Origin of the sequence: Corynebacterium ammoniagenes DSM 20306 (assembly GCF_001941425.1) — a bacterium.
In the GTDB taxonomy this organism is placed as follows: Bacteria; Actinomycetota; Actinomycetes; order Mycobacteriales; family Mycobacteriaceae; genus Corynebacterium; species Corynebacterium ammoniagenes.
This window is the reverse complement of sequence record NZ_CP009244.1, coordinates 1,954,117-1,969,583: the sequence shown is the minus strand read 5'-3', so window position 1 is coordinate 1,969,583 and position 15,467 is coordinate 1,954,117. Positions and strand designations below refer to the sequence as shown.

Here is a 15,467-nt window from a genome sequence, read left to right as displayed (position 1 = left end):
TCCATGACCGTAGTATTGCTCGATGAACGTTGGCCAACCCTGATTCCCATGGAATGGGTGGGCAAGCTGTCAGGGTCGGTCACCTTCAGCCCGGAGATTCCCGTCAAGGTGCGGTGGAATTTCAACGCTTTGCTTGACGATGCCCCAGGCTACGCCAACAGCATCGCCAACAGCACCAGCGAAATCTATGTCGCCTTTGATGACAACCAGCCGGAGGTGCGCGAGCGGATTGAAAACGGCGCGCAGGTATACACCGTCGCCACCCGTGAGGACCCCGTCTACCAGGCGCAGCGCGTCATGGAGCGCGCCTACGCATTAGGGGAGTGGGAGCGCTCCCATACGCATGAGTCTTTGCTGCCATACCTCCAAGAGGAAGCAGCGGAGTTCGCCGAGGCCGTCAAGACCAGCGACGACGAGACAGTCAAGGCAGAGCTTGCCGATGTTTTCCTGCAAGTTCTATTTCACGCCGAAATCGCCACGCGCCGCGGCGCTTTTGGTATCGCGGATGTGGCCCAGGCATTCATCGACAAGCTGCGCTCGCGCGCTCCTTACCTTTTTGATGGCACCGTGTTCGTCGTGGACATGGAAACCCAGGACCGCCTGTGGCAGGAGGGCAAGAAGGCCGAGCAGCAGGCGCGAAATAACGCTAGTTCTAGCTAGCTCCTGAGCTTTTAGCTCGAGAGCTCAAAAATCTGCGGGCCAAAGTCATTGAGCAGGGTATTTACTTCGCTGGATCCGAAGGGAAGTGCTGGGTTCGGCTTGACGATCTTGCAGTCCAGCGCGCGATCCGCGACCTGCCCGGTGTATTTAGTAATTGCCAAAGTGGTCAAGTCCGTGGGGTTGCCCGTGTTGCCGGTGACCTGACGCAAGTTCTGCACCAGCTCATTGCGGGTGGTTTCCTTGTTGTAGATGCGACCGCCGTTAGCGGCATTCAAGGCATCCAACGCCCCGCGAACATCGGAGCAGGAGGCGTTATTGATCAGCTCGGTGCCGAGCTTGTCTGCGGAGGCGAGGTCACCCAGCGACAGTGCTGAAGCGCCGGTCATGGCAGTGATTCCTAGGACGCCTGCCAAAGCGGATGATGCAAGAATTCGACGGATTTTCATTTTTCTACCCCTGTGCTACCGGTGGAAGGCTGTGGCGGGCTGCCACAAATATCGTTCAAAGCTTAACCCACGCTGTGACACCTGTCTATCAAAGTGGCTGAAGTTTATATAAATGACATAATCGTAGCCTGGGTGTTGCCTGTGGTGTGCACTCGTGGCCGGTGGGGCATTATGGCAAGGTTTCGGAACTATGTAGAATCCCCGGGGTGACTGACAAGATTCGACGACCCCTGGTGAGAGGGTGCGGCTGCGCGGCCGTGCTCGCAGTGATCCTCGTTGGCGCCTTAATAATCTTGATTGGAACAGCAATATTTAACGGTTTCGGCGAGCGCGGGGCCAGCCCCTCGCGCACCCTGCAGCCGGTGCCGGAAGAAGTACCCCCGGCGGCGCCAGCCGAGGTGGCCGCGATTGATGTCAATGCCCCGGGGCGCACCGCCGACCGTTTGACGTATTGGTCTGAGGATCTTGCCGAACAAACCGCCATTGACCCGCAGGCGCTGCGGGCGTATGGCAACGCAGAGCTCATCGCCAAGCAATCCTGGCCCGAGTGCAATTTGCGGTGGAATACCCTGGCGGGTATCGGCTGGGTAGAAACCCGGCACGGCACTTATAGTGGCAACTTTTTCAAGCCGTCAAAATTGGATGAAAACGGCTTTGCCGATCCACCCATCATTGGTATCCCGCTGGATGGCACCAATAACACAGCCAAAATCCCCGATACCGACGGTGGTGAGTTTGATAATGACACCGAATTCGACCGCGCAGTGGGGCCGATGCAGTTCATTCCCGAATCCTGGGCGCGCCATGGCCGTGATGCCGATGGCGATGATTACCCGAACCCGCAGCAGATCGATGACGCCGCACTGGCCTCAGCCCACCTGCTGTGCTCCCACGGCCGCGACTTGGGAACAGGGCAGGACTGGCTCGACGCAATCTATTCCTATAATTATTCGCAGGACTATGTCTCCCGCGTGGCCCGTGCCGCAAACTCCTATGCCATCGGCCAACCCGCCAGCTCGTAATAGCCAGCGCATTTATAGTTAGGCAATGTGAATTAGCCCCGAAGTCTCCCCGAATCTGCTGTTTTATGCACGCTTCTGGAAGAATTGCGAGGAGGTCTGCCACCTAACCCGGTAGGCTGTAGCGTGCGTGACGTTGAGCACCGCATAATAAGAGCTAGTGGAACTAGGAGTGAATTCGGATATGGCCGATATTTTGCACGTATTTGCACGAGAGATCATGGACTCCCGCGGTAACCCGACCGTAGAAGCAGAAGTCTTTTTGGACGACGGTGCGCACGGCACCGCAGGTGTGCCTTCGGGCGCCTCCACCGGTGTGCATGAGGCACACGAGCTGCGCGACGGCGGCGACCGCTACCAGGGCAAGGGCGTGCTCAAGGCAGTGGAAAACGTCAACGAAGAGATCGCTGATGAACTCGTCGGCTTCGAGGCAGACGACCAGCGCCTTATCGACCAGGCGATGATTGCCCTCGATGGCACGGAAAACAAGTCCCGCCTGGGGGCCAACGCGATCTTGGGCGTATCCATTGCTGCGGCTAAGGCAGCTGCCCAGTCCGCTGGCCTGCCTTTGTACCGCTACATCGGCGGCCCGAATGCACACATCCTGCCAGTTCCTATGATGAATATTCTCAATGGCGGCGCGCACGCGGATTCGGGCGTGGACGTGCAGGAATTCATGATCGCTCCGATCGGCGCGGAGACCTTCTCCGAAGCACTGCAGGTGGGCGCGGAAGTTTACCACTCCCTCAAGGCTGTCATTAAGGACAAGGGCCTTTCGACTGGCCTGGGCGACGAGGGCGGCTTCGCACCATCCGTTGATTCCACCAAGGCAGCACTTGACCTTATCGTTGAAGCAGTAGAAAAGTCCGGCTACAAGCTCGGCGAAGACATCGCTTTGGCGCTCGACGTTGCTTCCTCGGAGTTCTACAAGGATGGCAAGTACCACTTTGAGGGCGGCGAGCACACCGCTGAGGAAATGACCAAGGTCTACGCTGAACTCATCGAGCAGTACCCAATCGTCTCCATCGAGGACCCATTGGATGAGGACGACTGGGCTGGCTACTCCACTCTGATCGCAGCAGTGGGCGAGAAGGTGCAAATCGTCGGCGACGACCTCTTTGCCACCAACCCAACCCGCCTGCAGCGCGGCATCGACGAAAAGGCAGCCAACGCGTTGCTGGTCAAGGTCAACCAGATTGGTACCCTGTCCGAAACCTTCGACGCCGTCGACCTCGCGCACCGCAACGGCTTCCGCACCATGATGTCCCACCGTTCCGGTGAAACTGAGGACACCACCATTGCTGACCTTGCGGTCGCATTGGGCTGCGGCCAGATCAAGACCGGTGCACCCGCTCGCTCCGAGCGCGTTGCTAAGTACAACCAGCTGATTCGCATTGAGCAAGAGCTTGACGATGCAGCAGTCTACGCCGGCCGCTCCGCCTTCCCACGCTTTCAGAAGTAAACGCTTCTAGCACTGTCATCCCCCAGGGGCTGTGAGCTTCGCGCTTGCGCACCCTGGGGTTTGTCTTTTGCAAAGCCCTAGCCCCGGAGAGCCCAAAGCCCCAGTCCCGCGGGGTGAACCTAGCGCTTTCGCCTGGCAATTTCATGAGTATTTCACTTCAGTCACGCGTGCCACGTGAGTTCGCGACTGCGCGACGCTAGGATAAGGATCCTATGGCTAGCGAGAAACAGCACAAACCCAAGAAGTCCCGGACGACCGTTCCCGTGGCTTCCCGCGCTGCCGACCGTAAAGCCACCCGCAAAACCAAACCCGCCGTCGCTGGTTCCGGCCGTTCCCACAACCGCCTCGACCTGGTTGGTTTCGGTGTTTTGGTCCTAGTCGCCCTGCTCATCTTGGCTGTCATTGCCGTACCCTTGCGCAACTATTACCAGGGCCGCACCGAAATTGTTCGCCTCAACGAATCCATTATCGCTAAGCAAGATGAAAAAGAGCACCTGCTTTCCGAGATTGAAAAATATGAAAGCGATGCCTACATCGAGCAGGAAGCCCGCCGGCGTCTCGGCGTCGTCGGAGAGGGCGAAGTAGCGTTTCGTATTCTAGACCCCGAAATCACGTCCGGAGACAGCGTCACCACCGACGAGCACGCTGAGGAAGAAAGCCGCGATTGGTACGAAGTCCTCTGGGATTCCATTGCCACAAAGCCCGACCCAGAATCTCCCGTCCTCGGCGTCGATGACCCCGAAAACACTAACGACGCTCCAGCCGGCGATGCCCCAGAAGGCGAAAGCCCAACAGACGGCAGCCCAGCCGAAGACGGCGCGCCTCAGGGCGATGAACCGGTCGGCAACGTTGTCGAAGACAATGAGGACGCACCAGACCCAGTCGGCGAAATGCCGCCAGGTGAAGTCCCTTCCGGGCAGTAGTGCACGCCTGCTTCCCACATTCAACAGCAAAATGGGGAAGGCGAATACACACCTTCCCCGTAGCTACAGCTCGGGAAACTCGAAAAATCCTTCAATAGCTCATCATTAGCTAGGAAGCCCGCGGTACCGGACCTGTCTCATCGGAGATATTAAATAATGCGCCACCCATCTCGTTGTCTGGTATGGGCGGACCTGCATCTTTTGCGCGCGCGGATCGCCGCTCAGCTTTTCGCCTGTAGTGTGCTGCCGCTGATTCCTCCGCCATCGTCGACTCGTTGAAAATGACCCCCTCTTTACCGGGCATTTTCTTTCCGACTCGCCCCGAATAGGGATCTCGTTCCGAGTGCCCCATTCCGTTTCGGAAATCATGGTGGTCATTATTATCCACGTGATGCCTGCGGCACAGCAGTGTTAGGTTTCGGGTATCCGTTGCACCGCCGTGCTGCCAAGCCACCAAGTGATGATCATCGGTTTCTGCCATCGGTCTATTGCAACCCGGTGCAGTACAACACAGCTCCGCAGCAAATAATGCCAGCTTTTGTGCAAATGATGCAGTTCTCTTGGTTCTTCCGAGAGCTAGCGGTTGGAAATCCTCGGGGTCGAGTACTGCGAGGTAGTCGTTTGTTCCCTCTGAGAGTCGAACTACATCCCAGATACTCAGTTCATGGCCGGTATCGGTGATAAAAGTCGAGTCAGGGGAAAGGTCGTTGAGGTCATCCAAGGTTGTCGACAGCAAGATAGAACCCAAACCAGACTTCGGATCCTTGCCCTCAACGTATTGGGAGCATACTTCCATCAATTGGTCATGGCGACGCTGCCCAAAGGTACGGTTGTCATCCTCGGGAGGTAGCACTGGGCTGCCGGGGCGCTGTGCTGGAAGGAGCACCTTCGCCAATAGTGCGGCGCCGAGGGAGTCCGTACGAATAGATACTCGCACTGAACCATCCTCATCTGGTTCACTCATCCAGAAGTTGCGCTTACGGGTAGCTGCAAAGGGATCCTTCTTGCCATTGGGCATCCTCCCAGCGGCATTAGCCTTGGTAACTCGCTTGCGCAGCCATTTACGCAAGTCTTCAGGAGAGCGTTTCTTGGCTTCATCCATGGCTTGAGCTCGAAGTTCCTGGGGCCCAGGCTCGGCATGCTTATTCAAGTTACGCAGCTCTTGTTCAATGATCTTGGCTATTTCCACACTGGCAGCTTCTTCAGCCATCTTGCGACGACGTTCCTCTTGAGCTTTACGCTCCCGCTCTGCCCGTCGTTCAGCTTCGCGCTGTGCTTCTTCGTGTTCGCGTCGGGCAGCTTCCTCAGCCTCTTCCTTCTTACGGCGTGCTTCTTCTTCCGCTTGCTGCCGTTGCTTGGCCTGCTCCTCTTCACTGAGTTCACTGTCAGGTTCGGGGATTGGCTCTTGCTCACAGGGCTCTGGCTCAGGAACTGGCTCGGGGACGACCTTTCCGTAAAGACTTCTGCCCGCTGAAAGGCGCATTGCGGCTTCCGCGCGGGTCAACCCCAGACAATTAGTGAGGTAGTCAGCGGCACGGGAGGAGCCAACGAGGCGCCCAGCGTCGTCTCGTTCGGCCATGAATGCGAATGCAGCATCTAAAAGTGTCTTCCGGTGAAGTGATTCTTCAAGACGTTCAAAATTGGTATGAACGCGGTGAAACGGTATGGAATCAATATTTTCCACAGACTCGCACAATTCATCAATACCCGCAATGACAAGCTCTACTGCGTTCTTTATGTTCGATGAAATATCGTTATCATTCATGGCCAGCCCTCCTTTCCGGGCCACTTTGTTCTAATGTTCTGGCACCAATATTAGTCCAATTCCCAGACGCCGCAACACTCGTTATCGAACTGTTATTCGAACATTTAAAGCGGCCTACAGATAGCAAAATTCCCACCGCTACAGCTACATAGTTAGTGCCTTGTACGACCTCATGGAATAATGACGGCATGACAGTATCTGATGCAGATCTATCCACTGTTGCCGAACAGTTGGGTCGCAAACCCCGGGGCGTAGTCGATATCGCGTACCGCACGCCAGATGGCCAGCCTGCAGTAATCAAGACTGCTCCGCGGCTACCGGATGGAACACCTTTTCCAACGTTGTACTACCTCACCGACCCGCGCTTGACCGCGGAGGCATCGCGCCTGGAGGTGGCCCACATCATGAAGTGGATGGAGGCACGCCTGTCGGAAGACGAGGATCTACAAGAGGATTACCGCAAGGCGCACGAGCACTTTCTTAAAGAACGCAATGCGATGGAAGATTTAGGCACGGACTTCTCCGGCGGCGGTATGCCAGACCGTGTGAAGTGCCTGCACGTTCTCATCGCCTATGGTCTGGCAGAAGGGCCTGAGCACTTCCGTTTCGGCACGGAAGCAGTCGCCCTAGCTGCGGATCATGGTAAGCTTCGCGGGTCAGCTATCCCGCAGGATTGGCCAACGACTGAGGAGCTAGGGATAGACCTAGACCAGTTTGACTTTTCAAATGCCTAGGGTGGGGAGCCTTTAACATGACTCGTGTAGCAGCCATTGATTGTGGCACCAATTCGATCCGCCTTCTCATCTCGGATGTCCGCCCCGGCGGGGTCGTTCGAGACGTGTACCGCACCATGGAAATCGTGCGGCTGGGACAGGGCGTTGATGCCCATGGCGAATTCCAGCCAGAGGCCCTTGAGCGCACTCGCGTGGCCTTGGCCAAGTATGTGCAGCAGATGAAATTTGAGGGCGTGGAACGCGTACGCATGGTCGCCACCTCGGCGACCCGTGACGTGAGCAATGCGGAAGAGTTTTTCGACATGACCGCGGAGCTTTTAGGTGAAGTCCAGTCCGGTGCGCGCGCCGAAGTGATCTCCGGGGAAGAAGAGGCCTTGCTTTCCTTCCAGGGTGCAGTGCGAGACCTGCCCAAAGACCGCAGCCCCTACTGTGTTATCGATCTCGGTGGCGGCTCTACCGAATTCATCGTAGGCACCGCCGAAGGCGAGATTACCGGCTCCCACTCAGCTCGTATGGGCTGCGTGCGCGTGACCGAGCGCATGATGCCATCGGATCCCCCAACGGAAACCGAGGTCGAAATCGCTGGAGATTACGTCGCAGAGCGCACGGCAGAGGTGGAGAAAATCGTCCCCATCAACGAAGCCACCACGTTCGTTGGCTGCGCCGGTACATTTACCACTCTGTCAGCCCTGGCGCAGGGGCTAGAGCGCTACGACGCCGAGCTCATCCACGGCTCCGAGCTGCGTTTCGATGCCCTGCGTGTCCTGACTAAGCAGCTCATCGCCGAATCCTCGGAAGCGCGCGCCCTCAACCCGGTGATTCACCCCGGTCGCGCTGACGTTATCGGCGGCGGTTCGGTCGTGGTTGAAGGCATCATGCAGATGATTGAACGCAACAGTTCCGCGCGTTCGTTCTACATCAGCGAAAAAGACATTTTAGATGGCATGACCGCGGGAATCGTCGCAGATCTATACTCCTAAAATGTCACTAAGCTACCCTAAGTTTTCTTTTTGGAAGACCATTTTATAGACTAAGACAGTGCTTTTAGCGCGTGCTCTGCGCGCTTGATTGCACAAGCCCCCATAGCCCAATGGCAGAGGCAGTTGACTTAAAATCAATTCAGTGTCGGTTCGAGTCCGACTGGGGGCACAACGGCCAGCAGAAATGTTGGATTTCAAATTAAATGACGCCGGTGAAATGACAAAAAATCCACATCGGCGTCATTTTCTATAGGTGCGGTTTTAGCACCATCGCTTGTCGATGCCCCGACCCCTGCACCACCGCTTTCTAGTGCAGAAACCCACTTCGCAGATTTATGAGAAAAATTCGTGCGATGGGAACTTCCTCGATGAACTATTCGTTGAACCTAATGAATAAAGAAGAAGTTAATTCCTAGAAAGGATCGGGATTCCCTTGCGCTCTAGCAACCCGGTAATGAACTCGCTGTCTAACAACAGTTCGCGTCAACAGACGGATTATGGCTATGGACAGCCTTATAACGCTGAATATTCAGGCGGGGCAGCCAAAGCTACCCGGCCAATGACTGTCGACGATGTCGTTACTAAAACCGGCATCACCCTGGCTGTCATTATTGCCTTTGCTGTCGTGAACTTCGGTATCGCGGCCTATATTGATCCCACCATCGCTATTATCCTGACCGTCGTGGGCGGCATCGGTGGCTTTATTACTGTCTTGGTCGCTACCTTCGCTAAGAAGTGGGGCTCCGCGCCCGTCACGCTTATCTACGCGGCGCTGGAAGGCCTATTCGTTGGCGGTTTCTCCCTGCTCCTATCAGGCTTCCTCGTAGGCGACGCAAATGCTGGCGCACTCATTGGTCAAGCCATCTTGGGCACCATCGGCGTATTTTTGGGCATGCTCGTTGTGTACAAGACCGGGGCAGTCAAGGTAACCCCACGCTTTAACAAGATTGTCACCGGCGCCATCTTCGGCGTTGCTTTCTTGGCTCTGGGTAACTTCCTGCTGGCCATCTTCACCGGCAACAGCCCACTGCGTGATGGCGGCATGATCGCTATTATCTTCTCCATCGTGTGCATCGGACTTGCTGCTCTGTCATTTATGACTGACTTTGACGCAGCAGACAAGATGATTCGCCAGGGCGTACCTTCTAACTACGCATGGGGTGTTGCCCTCGGCCTCGCTGTCACGCTGGTCTGGCTCTACACCGAGATTCTGCGCTTGCTCAGCTACTTCCAGCAACGCTAGAACTTAACCTCTTCATAGCCAGCGCTGCTAAATTGCAGCGCTCAGCGCACTGCCCGCGGGACTTAGTAAAGTTGCCTGCGGGCTTTGAAGTTTTTACCGCAAGTGATCCCACAGCGCCGCGCAATCCCTACGTGTCGGGGGTGTATTCGGGGTGAAACAATAGGTGGATTCGATACTTCTATTCGACGAATGTCTTAAATAGATTGTTCTTATATCCGCTGGTAAAATGCCCGGGTGCGAATTCGTATTGTCGCCAAATTTTTCCTTTATAAAGAACTGTTATCTGCGCAGCGGATATATCGATACATTGGCAGACAAATCAACACTTTTAGTGCATTCTTGAAAGTGGGCGACAAATGCGCGTTCCATACTTTTGGCAGTTAAGTACTTGCCGAAAGCGTGGACAGACCTGCCGTGGATGCTTGGGGGAGCTTCACCCAGGAAGCATACGTTGCCTGGCATAAGTCAATGCGGTTGAGCGAGCGACGGTTCGAAATTTCGCGCAGACACAAGGGTACCGGCAGTTCCTTGTGTCAGGCGGAAGCGAAATTACTCTGAACGCCACGATCCCTCCTTCTCAAACCTTCCCAGGGAAGGTGTTTCGAGGAGAGGAGACTCAGGCACAATTTCAGGGTGCGCTTAGGGGGTGGGCGCAAGAACTACGTCCGGCACGCCCTTTGGACGGCAGACCAAAGGGTAGAAGCGCATGCTTCGACGCCGGTTTAGGCTCGCTTGCCGTATTGACTTCATCGCCCACACAAGCAAAAAGCGCCTTTCCATTGTCCATCATCTGCTAGGAGATGACGCGGAAAGGCGCTAGTAAAGCGCAAGGGGAAGAGATTAAGGAGCTACAACTTCTCCGTCAACCTCAATCTGCGTGAAAGCAAGGCCGGTTTGGGTCTGAGTTGGCTGGGACAAGACAACGGTTACTTCGTCCTCGCCGCGAACGCCGGTGCCCTCTGCTTCTTCAGCGGTCCAGGATTCCCAATCGATATCGGTGACGATATCGGTGTTATTGGTGCAGTCCAAGCTAATCTCGGTTGGCTCGGTGACTGGTGCCGCAATGCAATCGATGAACTGGGCCTGCTGGCCTGCAGCTGCCTCGTCGGTAGCTGATGGCTCTGCCGATGGGTTTGCGGAAGTCGACTCAGAGCTGGAACCTGCGGTAGAGGTCTGGTTTTCGTAGGTGGAGGCATTGTCGATCTTCACATCGGAGTCAACCTCACCTGGAGGGGTGCAGGCAGCAATTGCAAAAGCAACGGCAGCGGTAACACCCAGGGCAGAGATACGGGAAAACTTCTTCATGGCAATCTTTCTACAAGTTAGGGATGAAGCTAGCAGTAAGCAGTAATTAGGAGCTGCGTGGAGTCGCGGCCTTCGCGGAGTCATAAGGATTCGCGGAGATGATGGTGACCGACAGAGCCTTACCGTTAGGTGCGGTGTACTCGCGGGTCTCACCTTCCTGCGCGCCCAAAATAGCTGCGCCAAGCGGAGACTGCTCGGAGTAGGTCTCCAAGTCCTTGTTGTCGGATGCTGCGGCGCGGGTACCGATGAGGAAGGTTTCCTTATCTTCTTCGTCGCCGTTGTAGTACACGTGCACTACAGAACCGATGGCAGCAACGCCGTCCTGGATGCCCTCACGCTCGGTGGTGGCATTCGCTAGAACTTCAGAGATCTGCTTGATGCGGGCTTCTTCCTGGTCCTGCATCTCACGCGCGGCGTCGTAGCCGGCGTTCTCCTTGAGGTCGCCCTCTTCGCGGCGTTCGTTAATTTCCGCTGCAACCTCAGGGCGGCGGTCAATGAGCATCTGCAGCTCAGCCTCAAGCTTCGCCTTTGTCTCTGGAGTGATGTATTGCTTCTGTTCTGCCATACTTTCGACCTTCCTTGTATTAGCTTGTTTTATACCTAGAGTTTATAGACCTTGGTACGTGGAATGCATGAGAAAAGCTTGCCGCATCACCTTGGCATAGAAATAGCCGGCCCCAAAATAGTAATTAGGGCCGAACTGCCAACTCAAGGATATTACTGGGCACGAATTCTAGCACAACCGCGGGCATATCCTGACCTTACCTACTCGTAAATGGTGTGCTCAGTATCCAGGTACGGAGGGATGGTGCTGGAGCAGCCATAGGCATCGCCAGCAACCGCGTTAGCGGTGGTTGGAATCTCTACGAACGCCCGCACGCTTTCACGTCCGTCAGGTGCTAATGCGAATTCGCGACGACCGACCTCAGCCTTCGAGTAATCAAAAGCCTGAACAATGCAGTACGCAGCCTCATCGGGGCGGTTGCGCATGACATCAACCCAGACTCCCAAGGTGTCTTCATCAATTTCCTCATGGGAGACATAGCTGATCTGAGCATTGACGTTGTCCCGGCCTTCGAGATACTTAAAACCAAAGAACAGGCCGACGACGATAATCGCCACGAAAATAGCCGCGACAGCTTTGCTGGTCAGATCGCCGGTGCGGGTGCGTCCGTGATCAACGCGTTCGGAATAAGTTGCGCCCCGCGTGCGTTGTGGTACCTGGGTATTTCGATTGGGCTGACGTCCAGCAGTGCTCATAATGAGCTAGTCTAGCGTGCTTTCAGCAAATGCCGAATCATGCCCTAAGATAGGCAGATAGTTAATTCGTCGAGTGAATATAAGGAAATGATGAACGCTTTGAATACCGGGCGCATTTTAGCCATTCACGCACATCCGGATGATGAATCGTCCAAGGGTGCGGCGACCACAGCAAAATATGCGGCCGAAGGCCATGAGGTGCTGGTTCTCACCTGCACCGGTGGCGAACGTGGCGACATCATCAATCCGGCGATGGATAAACCAGGCGTCAAAGAAAATATGACCAGCATTCGCCACGAAGAAATGGCGGAAGCTGCTCGCGCTTTGGGAGTTCAGCACAAGTGGCTGGGCTATATCGACTCTGGTTTACCGCAAGAATTGGCCAAGCAAAACCGCGCAAAAGACGCCGATGTAGTGCGTCAGTTTGTGCCAGAAGATTGCTTTGCACAAATGCCCGATGAAGATGTCGCAGATGACTTCATTCGCGTCATCCGCGAGTTTAAGCCACACGTGATTATTACTTATGATGAAAACGGTGGTTACCCGCACCCAGATCACCTCATGGTGTACCGCGCAAGCATGATCGCGTGGGAAAAGGCTGGGGATAGCAGCTACAAGCCCGAGCTCGGAGAAGCGTGGGAGCCGCTCAAGCTGTACTATTCCCACGGATTCGTCTTCCAACGCATGGAGCTTTTCCACAATGACTTGGTAGAACAGGGCAAGACCAGCCCGTATGAGCCCATGATGGCTCGCTGGGATACATCCTTTGGCGATATTATGTCGCGCGTGACCACGCAGATTGAATGCGCGGATTACTTCCAAAACCGGGAGGATGCGCTGCGCGCACACGCGACTCAAATTGACCCAGCGGGAGCGTTCTTGGCAACCTCGGTGGCGACGCAGGCGCGTTTGTGGCCAACGGAAGAATTTGAATTGGCGCAAACTCGAGTTTCCACGAGCTTGCCCGAAAACGATATGCTGGCAGGCATACCGGGGATTGATGAATCGCTGGGAGAGGCGAATAACTAATGAGCGTTTTATCCAGTGCTATAACCAGCAATGTGACAGTGGCAATGCACAATCTTTCCACTGATGTGCTTTATCTTGCCCAGCGCAGCCAGGACGGTCCGGTGGGCCCGGAGTTTGGTAAGTCATCGCCAATTGGCATGTTGGTTCTAGTTCTTTTGGCCATTGCGGTGCTGATGGCGGGATGGTTCTTCCATCGCCGCTACTCGCGCTTTCGCAGGCGTACCCTCTTCGCCGAGGAACACGGCATCGATCCTTTCGATCAAGAAACATTGGATCAGGCGATGAAAGACGCCGGCCTGTACGACTACCGCAAAAAGTCCAAGTTCTAGCAGCGCTGGGTGCGGCCTCGCCGGGCACCGCATTCGCTTGTCGATGCCAGCTTCGCGCCACTTAAATCACCCGCCCTTAGAGCGAAGTAGCGCGAGAGAAAAGAAAGTGTGTTAGAGTTCTCCTCATGTTCGTTAACCGATTTTATTATGACAAGGCTCCGGGCCCTTCCGGCGTCTTGTTGATGTCTTGCTAAATCACAGTAGAAGCGCAAGACACTAACGAACGCTAACGCACTTTCACCCCGGAGCCGAGCAGCCCTCAGATGAGGAGCTGCTTTTTTGTTTGCCTCGGGGTTGACATGTTGCAGCACAACACGAACTTCCTCGCAGGCAGACCGGCACCACGCCAGTCACACAGAAACAAAGAAGGAAGTTCAATCTCATGTCGCACCCAGTATCACTGAACGCACCAGCGTCTACCTCTAATCGTCGCGTGAGGGCTTTCCACGAATTGCCCAGTCCGGCCGAGTTGCAGGCGGAATCACCTTTAAGTGAGAAACAAGCCGCGAAGGTAGAGCAGGATCGTCAGGAAATTGCCGATATCTTCGCTGGTGAAGACGACCGCCTCGTAGTGGTCGTGGGGCCCTGCTCGATTCACGATCCCGTCGCCGCGCTGGATTACGCAAACCGCTTGTCTCCGCTGGCCCACGCGCTGGAGGAGGACCTCAAGGTGGTTATGCGCGTGTACTTTGAAAAGCCTCGCACCACCGTGGGCTGGAAGGGACTTATCAATGACCCACACTTGGATCAGTCCTTCGATATTCCTTCCGGCCTGCGCACCGCGCGCAAGGTGCTCACCGATATTGTGAACCTAGACCTGCCAGCCGCGTGCGAGTTCTTAGAGCCGAACTCACCTCAGTACTACGCTGATGCAGTCGCTTGGGGCGCTATCGGCGCTCGTACCACCGAATCCCAGGTGCATCGTCAGCTGGCGTCGGGGATGTCCATGCCGATTGGCTTCAAAAATGGCACTGATGGCAACGTGGACGTGGCTATTCACGCGGCATCGGCAGCAGCATCGCCGCACTTCTTCTTTGGAACCTCTGACGATGGCCAGCCTTCCGTCGTAGAAACCGCGGGCAACCAGCACTGCCACATTATTTTGCGTGGTGGCTCCCACGGTCCGAACTGGGATGCTGAATCGGTAGCGCAGGTCGTCGACAAGCTAGGCGATGACTCCCGCATGATGATTGATGCCTCCCATGCCAACTCTGGAAAAGATCATGTGCGCCAGGTAGAGGTAACCCGGGGCATCGCTAAGCAAATTGCTGAAGGCAATGAGCATATTGCGGGCATCATGATGGAATCCTTCCTCGAAGGCGGTGCGCAATCCTTAGATGAGAAGGGAATTGAGGGGTTAACCTATGGCCAATCCATCACCGATGCCTGCATGGATATCAGCGACACCGTGGATCTATTGGCGGAGTTGGCAGCTGCGGTTCGTACTCGCCGCGCAACACGATAGAATGCTGGTGTGAGACTTCTACCCGCGTTACTCTACCCAGCCTATGAAGCCCGTCTTATCTCCGAGCTCAAAGGCAAGCCGCAGCCCAAGCACGTTGCAGTCATGGCTGACGGCAATCGCCGCTGGGCTAGGGAAGCGGGGTTTGAAGATATCAGCCACGGCCACCGCCAAGGTGCAAAAAAGATTAGCGAGATGGTCTCGTGGTGTGCCGATACCGAGGTGGAAGTAGTCACCATCTATCTGCTGTCGACAGAAAACCTCAAGCGTTCGAAAAATGAGGTCAGCCTCTTATTCGATATCATCACCGAGGTCGTGGACCACCTCAGCCATGGCGACCTGAACTGCCAGGTGCGCCTGGTCGGACACCTGGACCTATTGCCGGATGAGGTTACAAACGCGATGTGTTCGGCAGCGGACGATACCCGGGACAATGACGGGGTCATCGTCAATATCGCGGTTGGTTACGGCGGCCGTCAAGAGATTGCGGACGCCGTGAAGGCCATGCTGAAAAAAGAAGTCGAAGCGGGGGCAACGCCAGAGGAATTGGTGGAGAGCATCACCGTGGATTCCATTTCGAAGCACCTGTATACCAAGGGGCTGCCGGACCCGGATCTCGTCATCCGCACCTCCGGCGAACAGCGACTATCCGGCTTCCTGCTGTGGCAAGCCGCGTATTCTGAAATCTGGTTTACCGACACCTACTGGCCGGCATTCCGCAAGATTGATTTCCTCCGCGCCCTGCGCGATTTCTCCCAGCGCTCCCGCCGCTTCGGAAAATAGACGCGCCACAGGCTGGAAGCCTTCGGGCAGGAAGCCCAAGGCGGGAAGCCTCAGCTCGGGAAACCCC

Annotated in this window: 16 protein-coding genes and 1 tRNA gene; 12 read left to right on the top strand and 5 right to left on the bottom strand. The window is 55.8% G+C overall.

Annotated elements, in window-relative coordinates; all coding sequences use genetic code 11:
• Window positions 1-3: 3 nt before the first annotated feature.
• Window positions 4-660 (top strand): MazG nucleotide pyrophosphohydrolase domain-containing protein, encoded by a 657-nt coding sequence (locus CAMM_RS09015; RefSeq protein WP_003846321.1) that lies wholly within the window; start codon window positions 4-6, stop codon window positions 658-660.
• A gap of 11 nt (window positions 661-671) precedes the next feature.
• Here CAMM_RS09015 and CAMM_RS09010 read toward each other — a convergent pair whose 3' ends face one another.
• Window positions 672-1,046: a hypothetical protein gene (locus CAMM_RS09010; RefSeq protein ID WP_232051059.1), complete on the bottom strand. Its 375-nt coding sequence runs from the start codon at window positions 1,044-1,046 to the stop codon at window positions 672-674.
• Window positions 1,047-1,312: 266 nt separating this feature from the next.
• Between CAMM_RS09010 and CAMM_RS09005 the strand changes: the two genes are divergently transcribed.
• From CAMM_RS09005 to CAMM_RS08995, 3 genes are all read left to right on the top strand, one after another.
• Window positions 1,313-2,128 carry a lytic transglycosylase domain-containing protein gene (locus CAMM_RS09005; protein WP_075761546.1) on the top strand — a complete coding sequence of 272 codons (816 nt, stop codon included), beginning with the start codon at window positions 1,313-1,315 and terminating at the stop codon, window positions 2,126-2,128.
• 181 nt (window positions 2,129-2,309) lie between these two features.
• Window positions 2,310-3,587, top strand: a complete 1,278-nt coding sequence (gene eno / locus CAMM_RS09000) for a phosphopyruvate hydratase (protein ID WP_003846315.1) — start codon at window positions 2,310-2,312, stop codon at window positions 3,585-3,587.
• A 212-nt stretch (window positions 3,588-3,799) separates the two neighbouring features.
• Entirely contained in the window at window positions 3,800-4,510 is a 711-nt protein-coding gene (locus tag CAMM_RS08995) for a septum formation initiator family protein (RefSeq protein ID WP_003846312.1), read from the top strand.
• Between the two features lie 109 nt (window positions 4,511-4,619).
• On the opposite strand, the gene CAMM_RS08990 is transcribed toward CAMM_RS08995, so the two are convergent.
• Window positions 4,620-6,275, bottom strand: a complete 1,656-nt coding sequence (locus tag CAMM_RS08990; RefSeq protein WP_003846310.1) for an HNH endonuclease signature motif containing protein — start codon at window positions 6,273-6,275, stop codon at window positions 4,620-4,622.
• Window positions 6,276-6,463: 188 nt separating this feature from the next.
• On the opposite strand from CAMM_RS08990, the gene CAMM_RS08985 reads away from it, so the two are divergent.
• The 4 genes from CAMM_RS08985 to CAMM_RS08970 all read left to right on the top strand — a co-directional run bounded on the left by CAMM_RS08985 (window position 6,464) and on the right by CAMM_RS08970 (window position 9,232).
• A complete protein-coding gene (locus CAMM_RS08985) occupies window positions 6,464-7,009 on the top strand; it encodes a DUF501 domain-containing protein (RefSeq protein WP_003846308.1) in 546 nt (181 codons plus the stop codon).
• 17 nt (window positions 7,010-7,026) lie between these two features.
• Entirely contained in the window at window positions 7,027-7,989 is a 963-nt protein-coding gene (locus tag CAMM_RS08980; protein WP_003846307.1) for a Ppx/GppA phosphatase family protein, read from the top strand.
• Window positions 7,990-8,085: 96 nt separating this feature from the next.
• Window positions 8,086-8,158: transfer RNA gene (locus CAMM_RS08975), tRNA-Leu, on the top strand.
• Between the two features lie 264 nt (window positions 8,159-8,422).
• Window positions 8,423-9,232 carry a Bax inhibitor-1/YccA family protein gene (locus CAMM_RS08970; RefSeq protein WP_040354869.1) on the top strand — a complete coding sequence of 270 codons (810 nt, stop codon included), beginning with the start codon at window positions 8,423-8,425 and terminating at the stop codon, window positions 9,230-9,232.
• 840 nt (window positions 9,233-10,072) lie between these two features.
• Here CAMM_RS08970 and CAMM_RS08965 read toward each other — a convergent pair.
• The 3 genes from CAMM_RS08965 to CAMM_RS08955 form a co-directional block, all read right to left on the bottom strand.
• On the bottom strand, window positions 10,073-10,537 hold the full coding sequence (locus CAMM_RS08965; protein WP_003846302.1) for a hypothetical protein: 465 nt from the start codon (window positions 10,535-10,537) through the stop codon (window positions 10,073-10,075).
• 46 nt (window positions 10,538-10,583) lie between these two features.
• Window positions 10,584-11,102, bottom strand: coding sequence for a transcription elongation factor GreA (gene greA, locus CAMM_RS08960; RefSeq protein ID WP_003846300.1), 519 nt, complete (start codon window positions 11,100-11,102; stop codon window positions 10,584-10,586).
• A 200-nt stretch (window positions 11,103-11,302) separates the two neighbouring features.
• Window positions 11,303-11,797, bottom strand: a complete 495-nt coding sequence (locus tag CAMM_RS08955; RefSeq protein ID WP_003846298.1) for a DUF4307 domain-containing protein — start codon at window positions 11,795-11,797, stop codon at window positions 11,303-11,305.
• Between the two features lie 87 nt (window positions 11,798-11,884).
• Here CAMM_RS08955 and mca point away from each other — a divergent pair, with 87 nt between their 5' ends.
• The 4 genes from mca to CAMM_RS08935 all read left to right on the top strand — a co-directional run bounded on the left by mca (window position 11,885) and on the right by CAMM_RS08935 (window position 15,400).
• A complete protein-coding gene (gene mca, locus CAMM_RS08950) occupies window positions 11,885-12,826 on the top strand; it encodes a mycothiol conjugate amidase Mca (RefSeq protein ID WP_003846296.1) in 942 nt (313 codons plus the stop codon).
• Window positions 12,826-13,155 carry a hypothetical protein gene (locus CAMM_RS08945; RefSeq protein WP_003846295.1) on the top strand — a complete coding sequence of 110 codons (330 nt, stop codon included), beginning with the start codon at window positions 12,826-12,828 and terminating at the stop codon, window positions 13,153-13,155. Before mca ends, CAMM_RS08945 begins: the two co-directional genes overlap by 1 nt.
• 382 nt (window positions 13,156-13,537) lie before the next feature.
• Window positions 13,538-14,620 (top strand): 3-deoxy-7-phosphoheptulonate synthase, encoded by a 1,083-nt coding sequence (locus tag CAMM_RS08940; RefSeq protein WP_040354866.1) that lies wholly within the window; start codon window positions 13,538-13,540, stop codon window positions 14,618-14,620.
• A 9-nt stretch (window positions 14,621-14,629) separates the two neighbouring features.
• Window positions 14,630-15,400, top strand: coding sequence for an isoprenyl transferase (locus CAMM_RS08935; RefSeq protein ID WP_003846292.1), 771 nt, complete (start codon window positions 14,630-14,632; stop codon window positions 15,398-15,400).
• Window positions 15,401-15,467 lie beyond the last annotated feature (67 nt).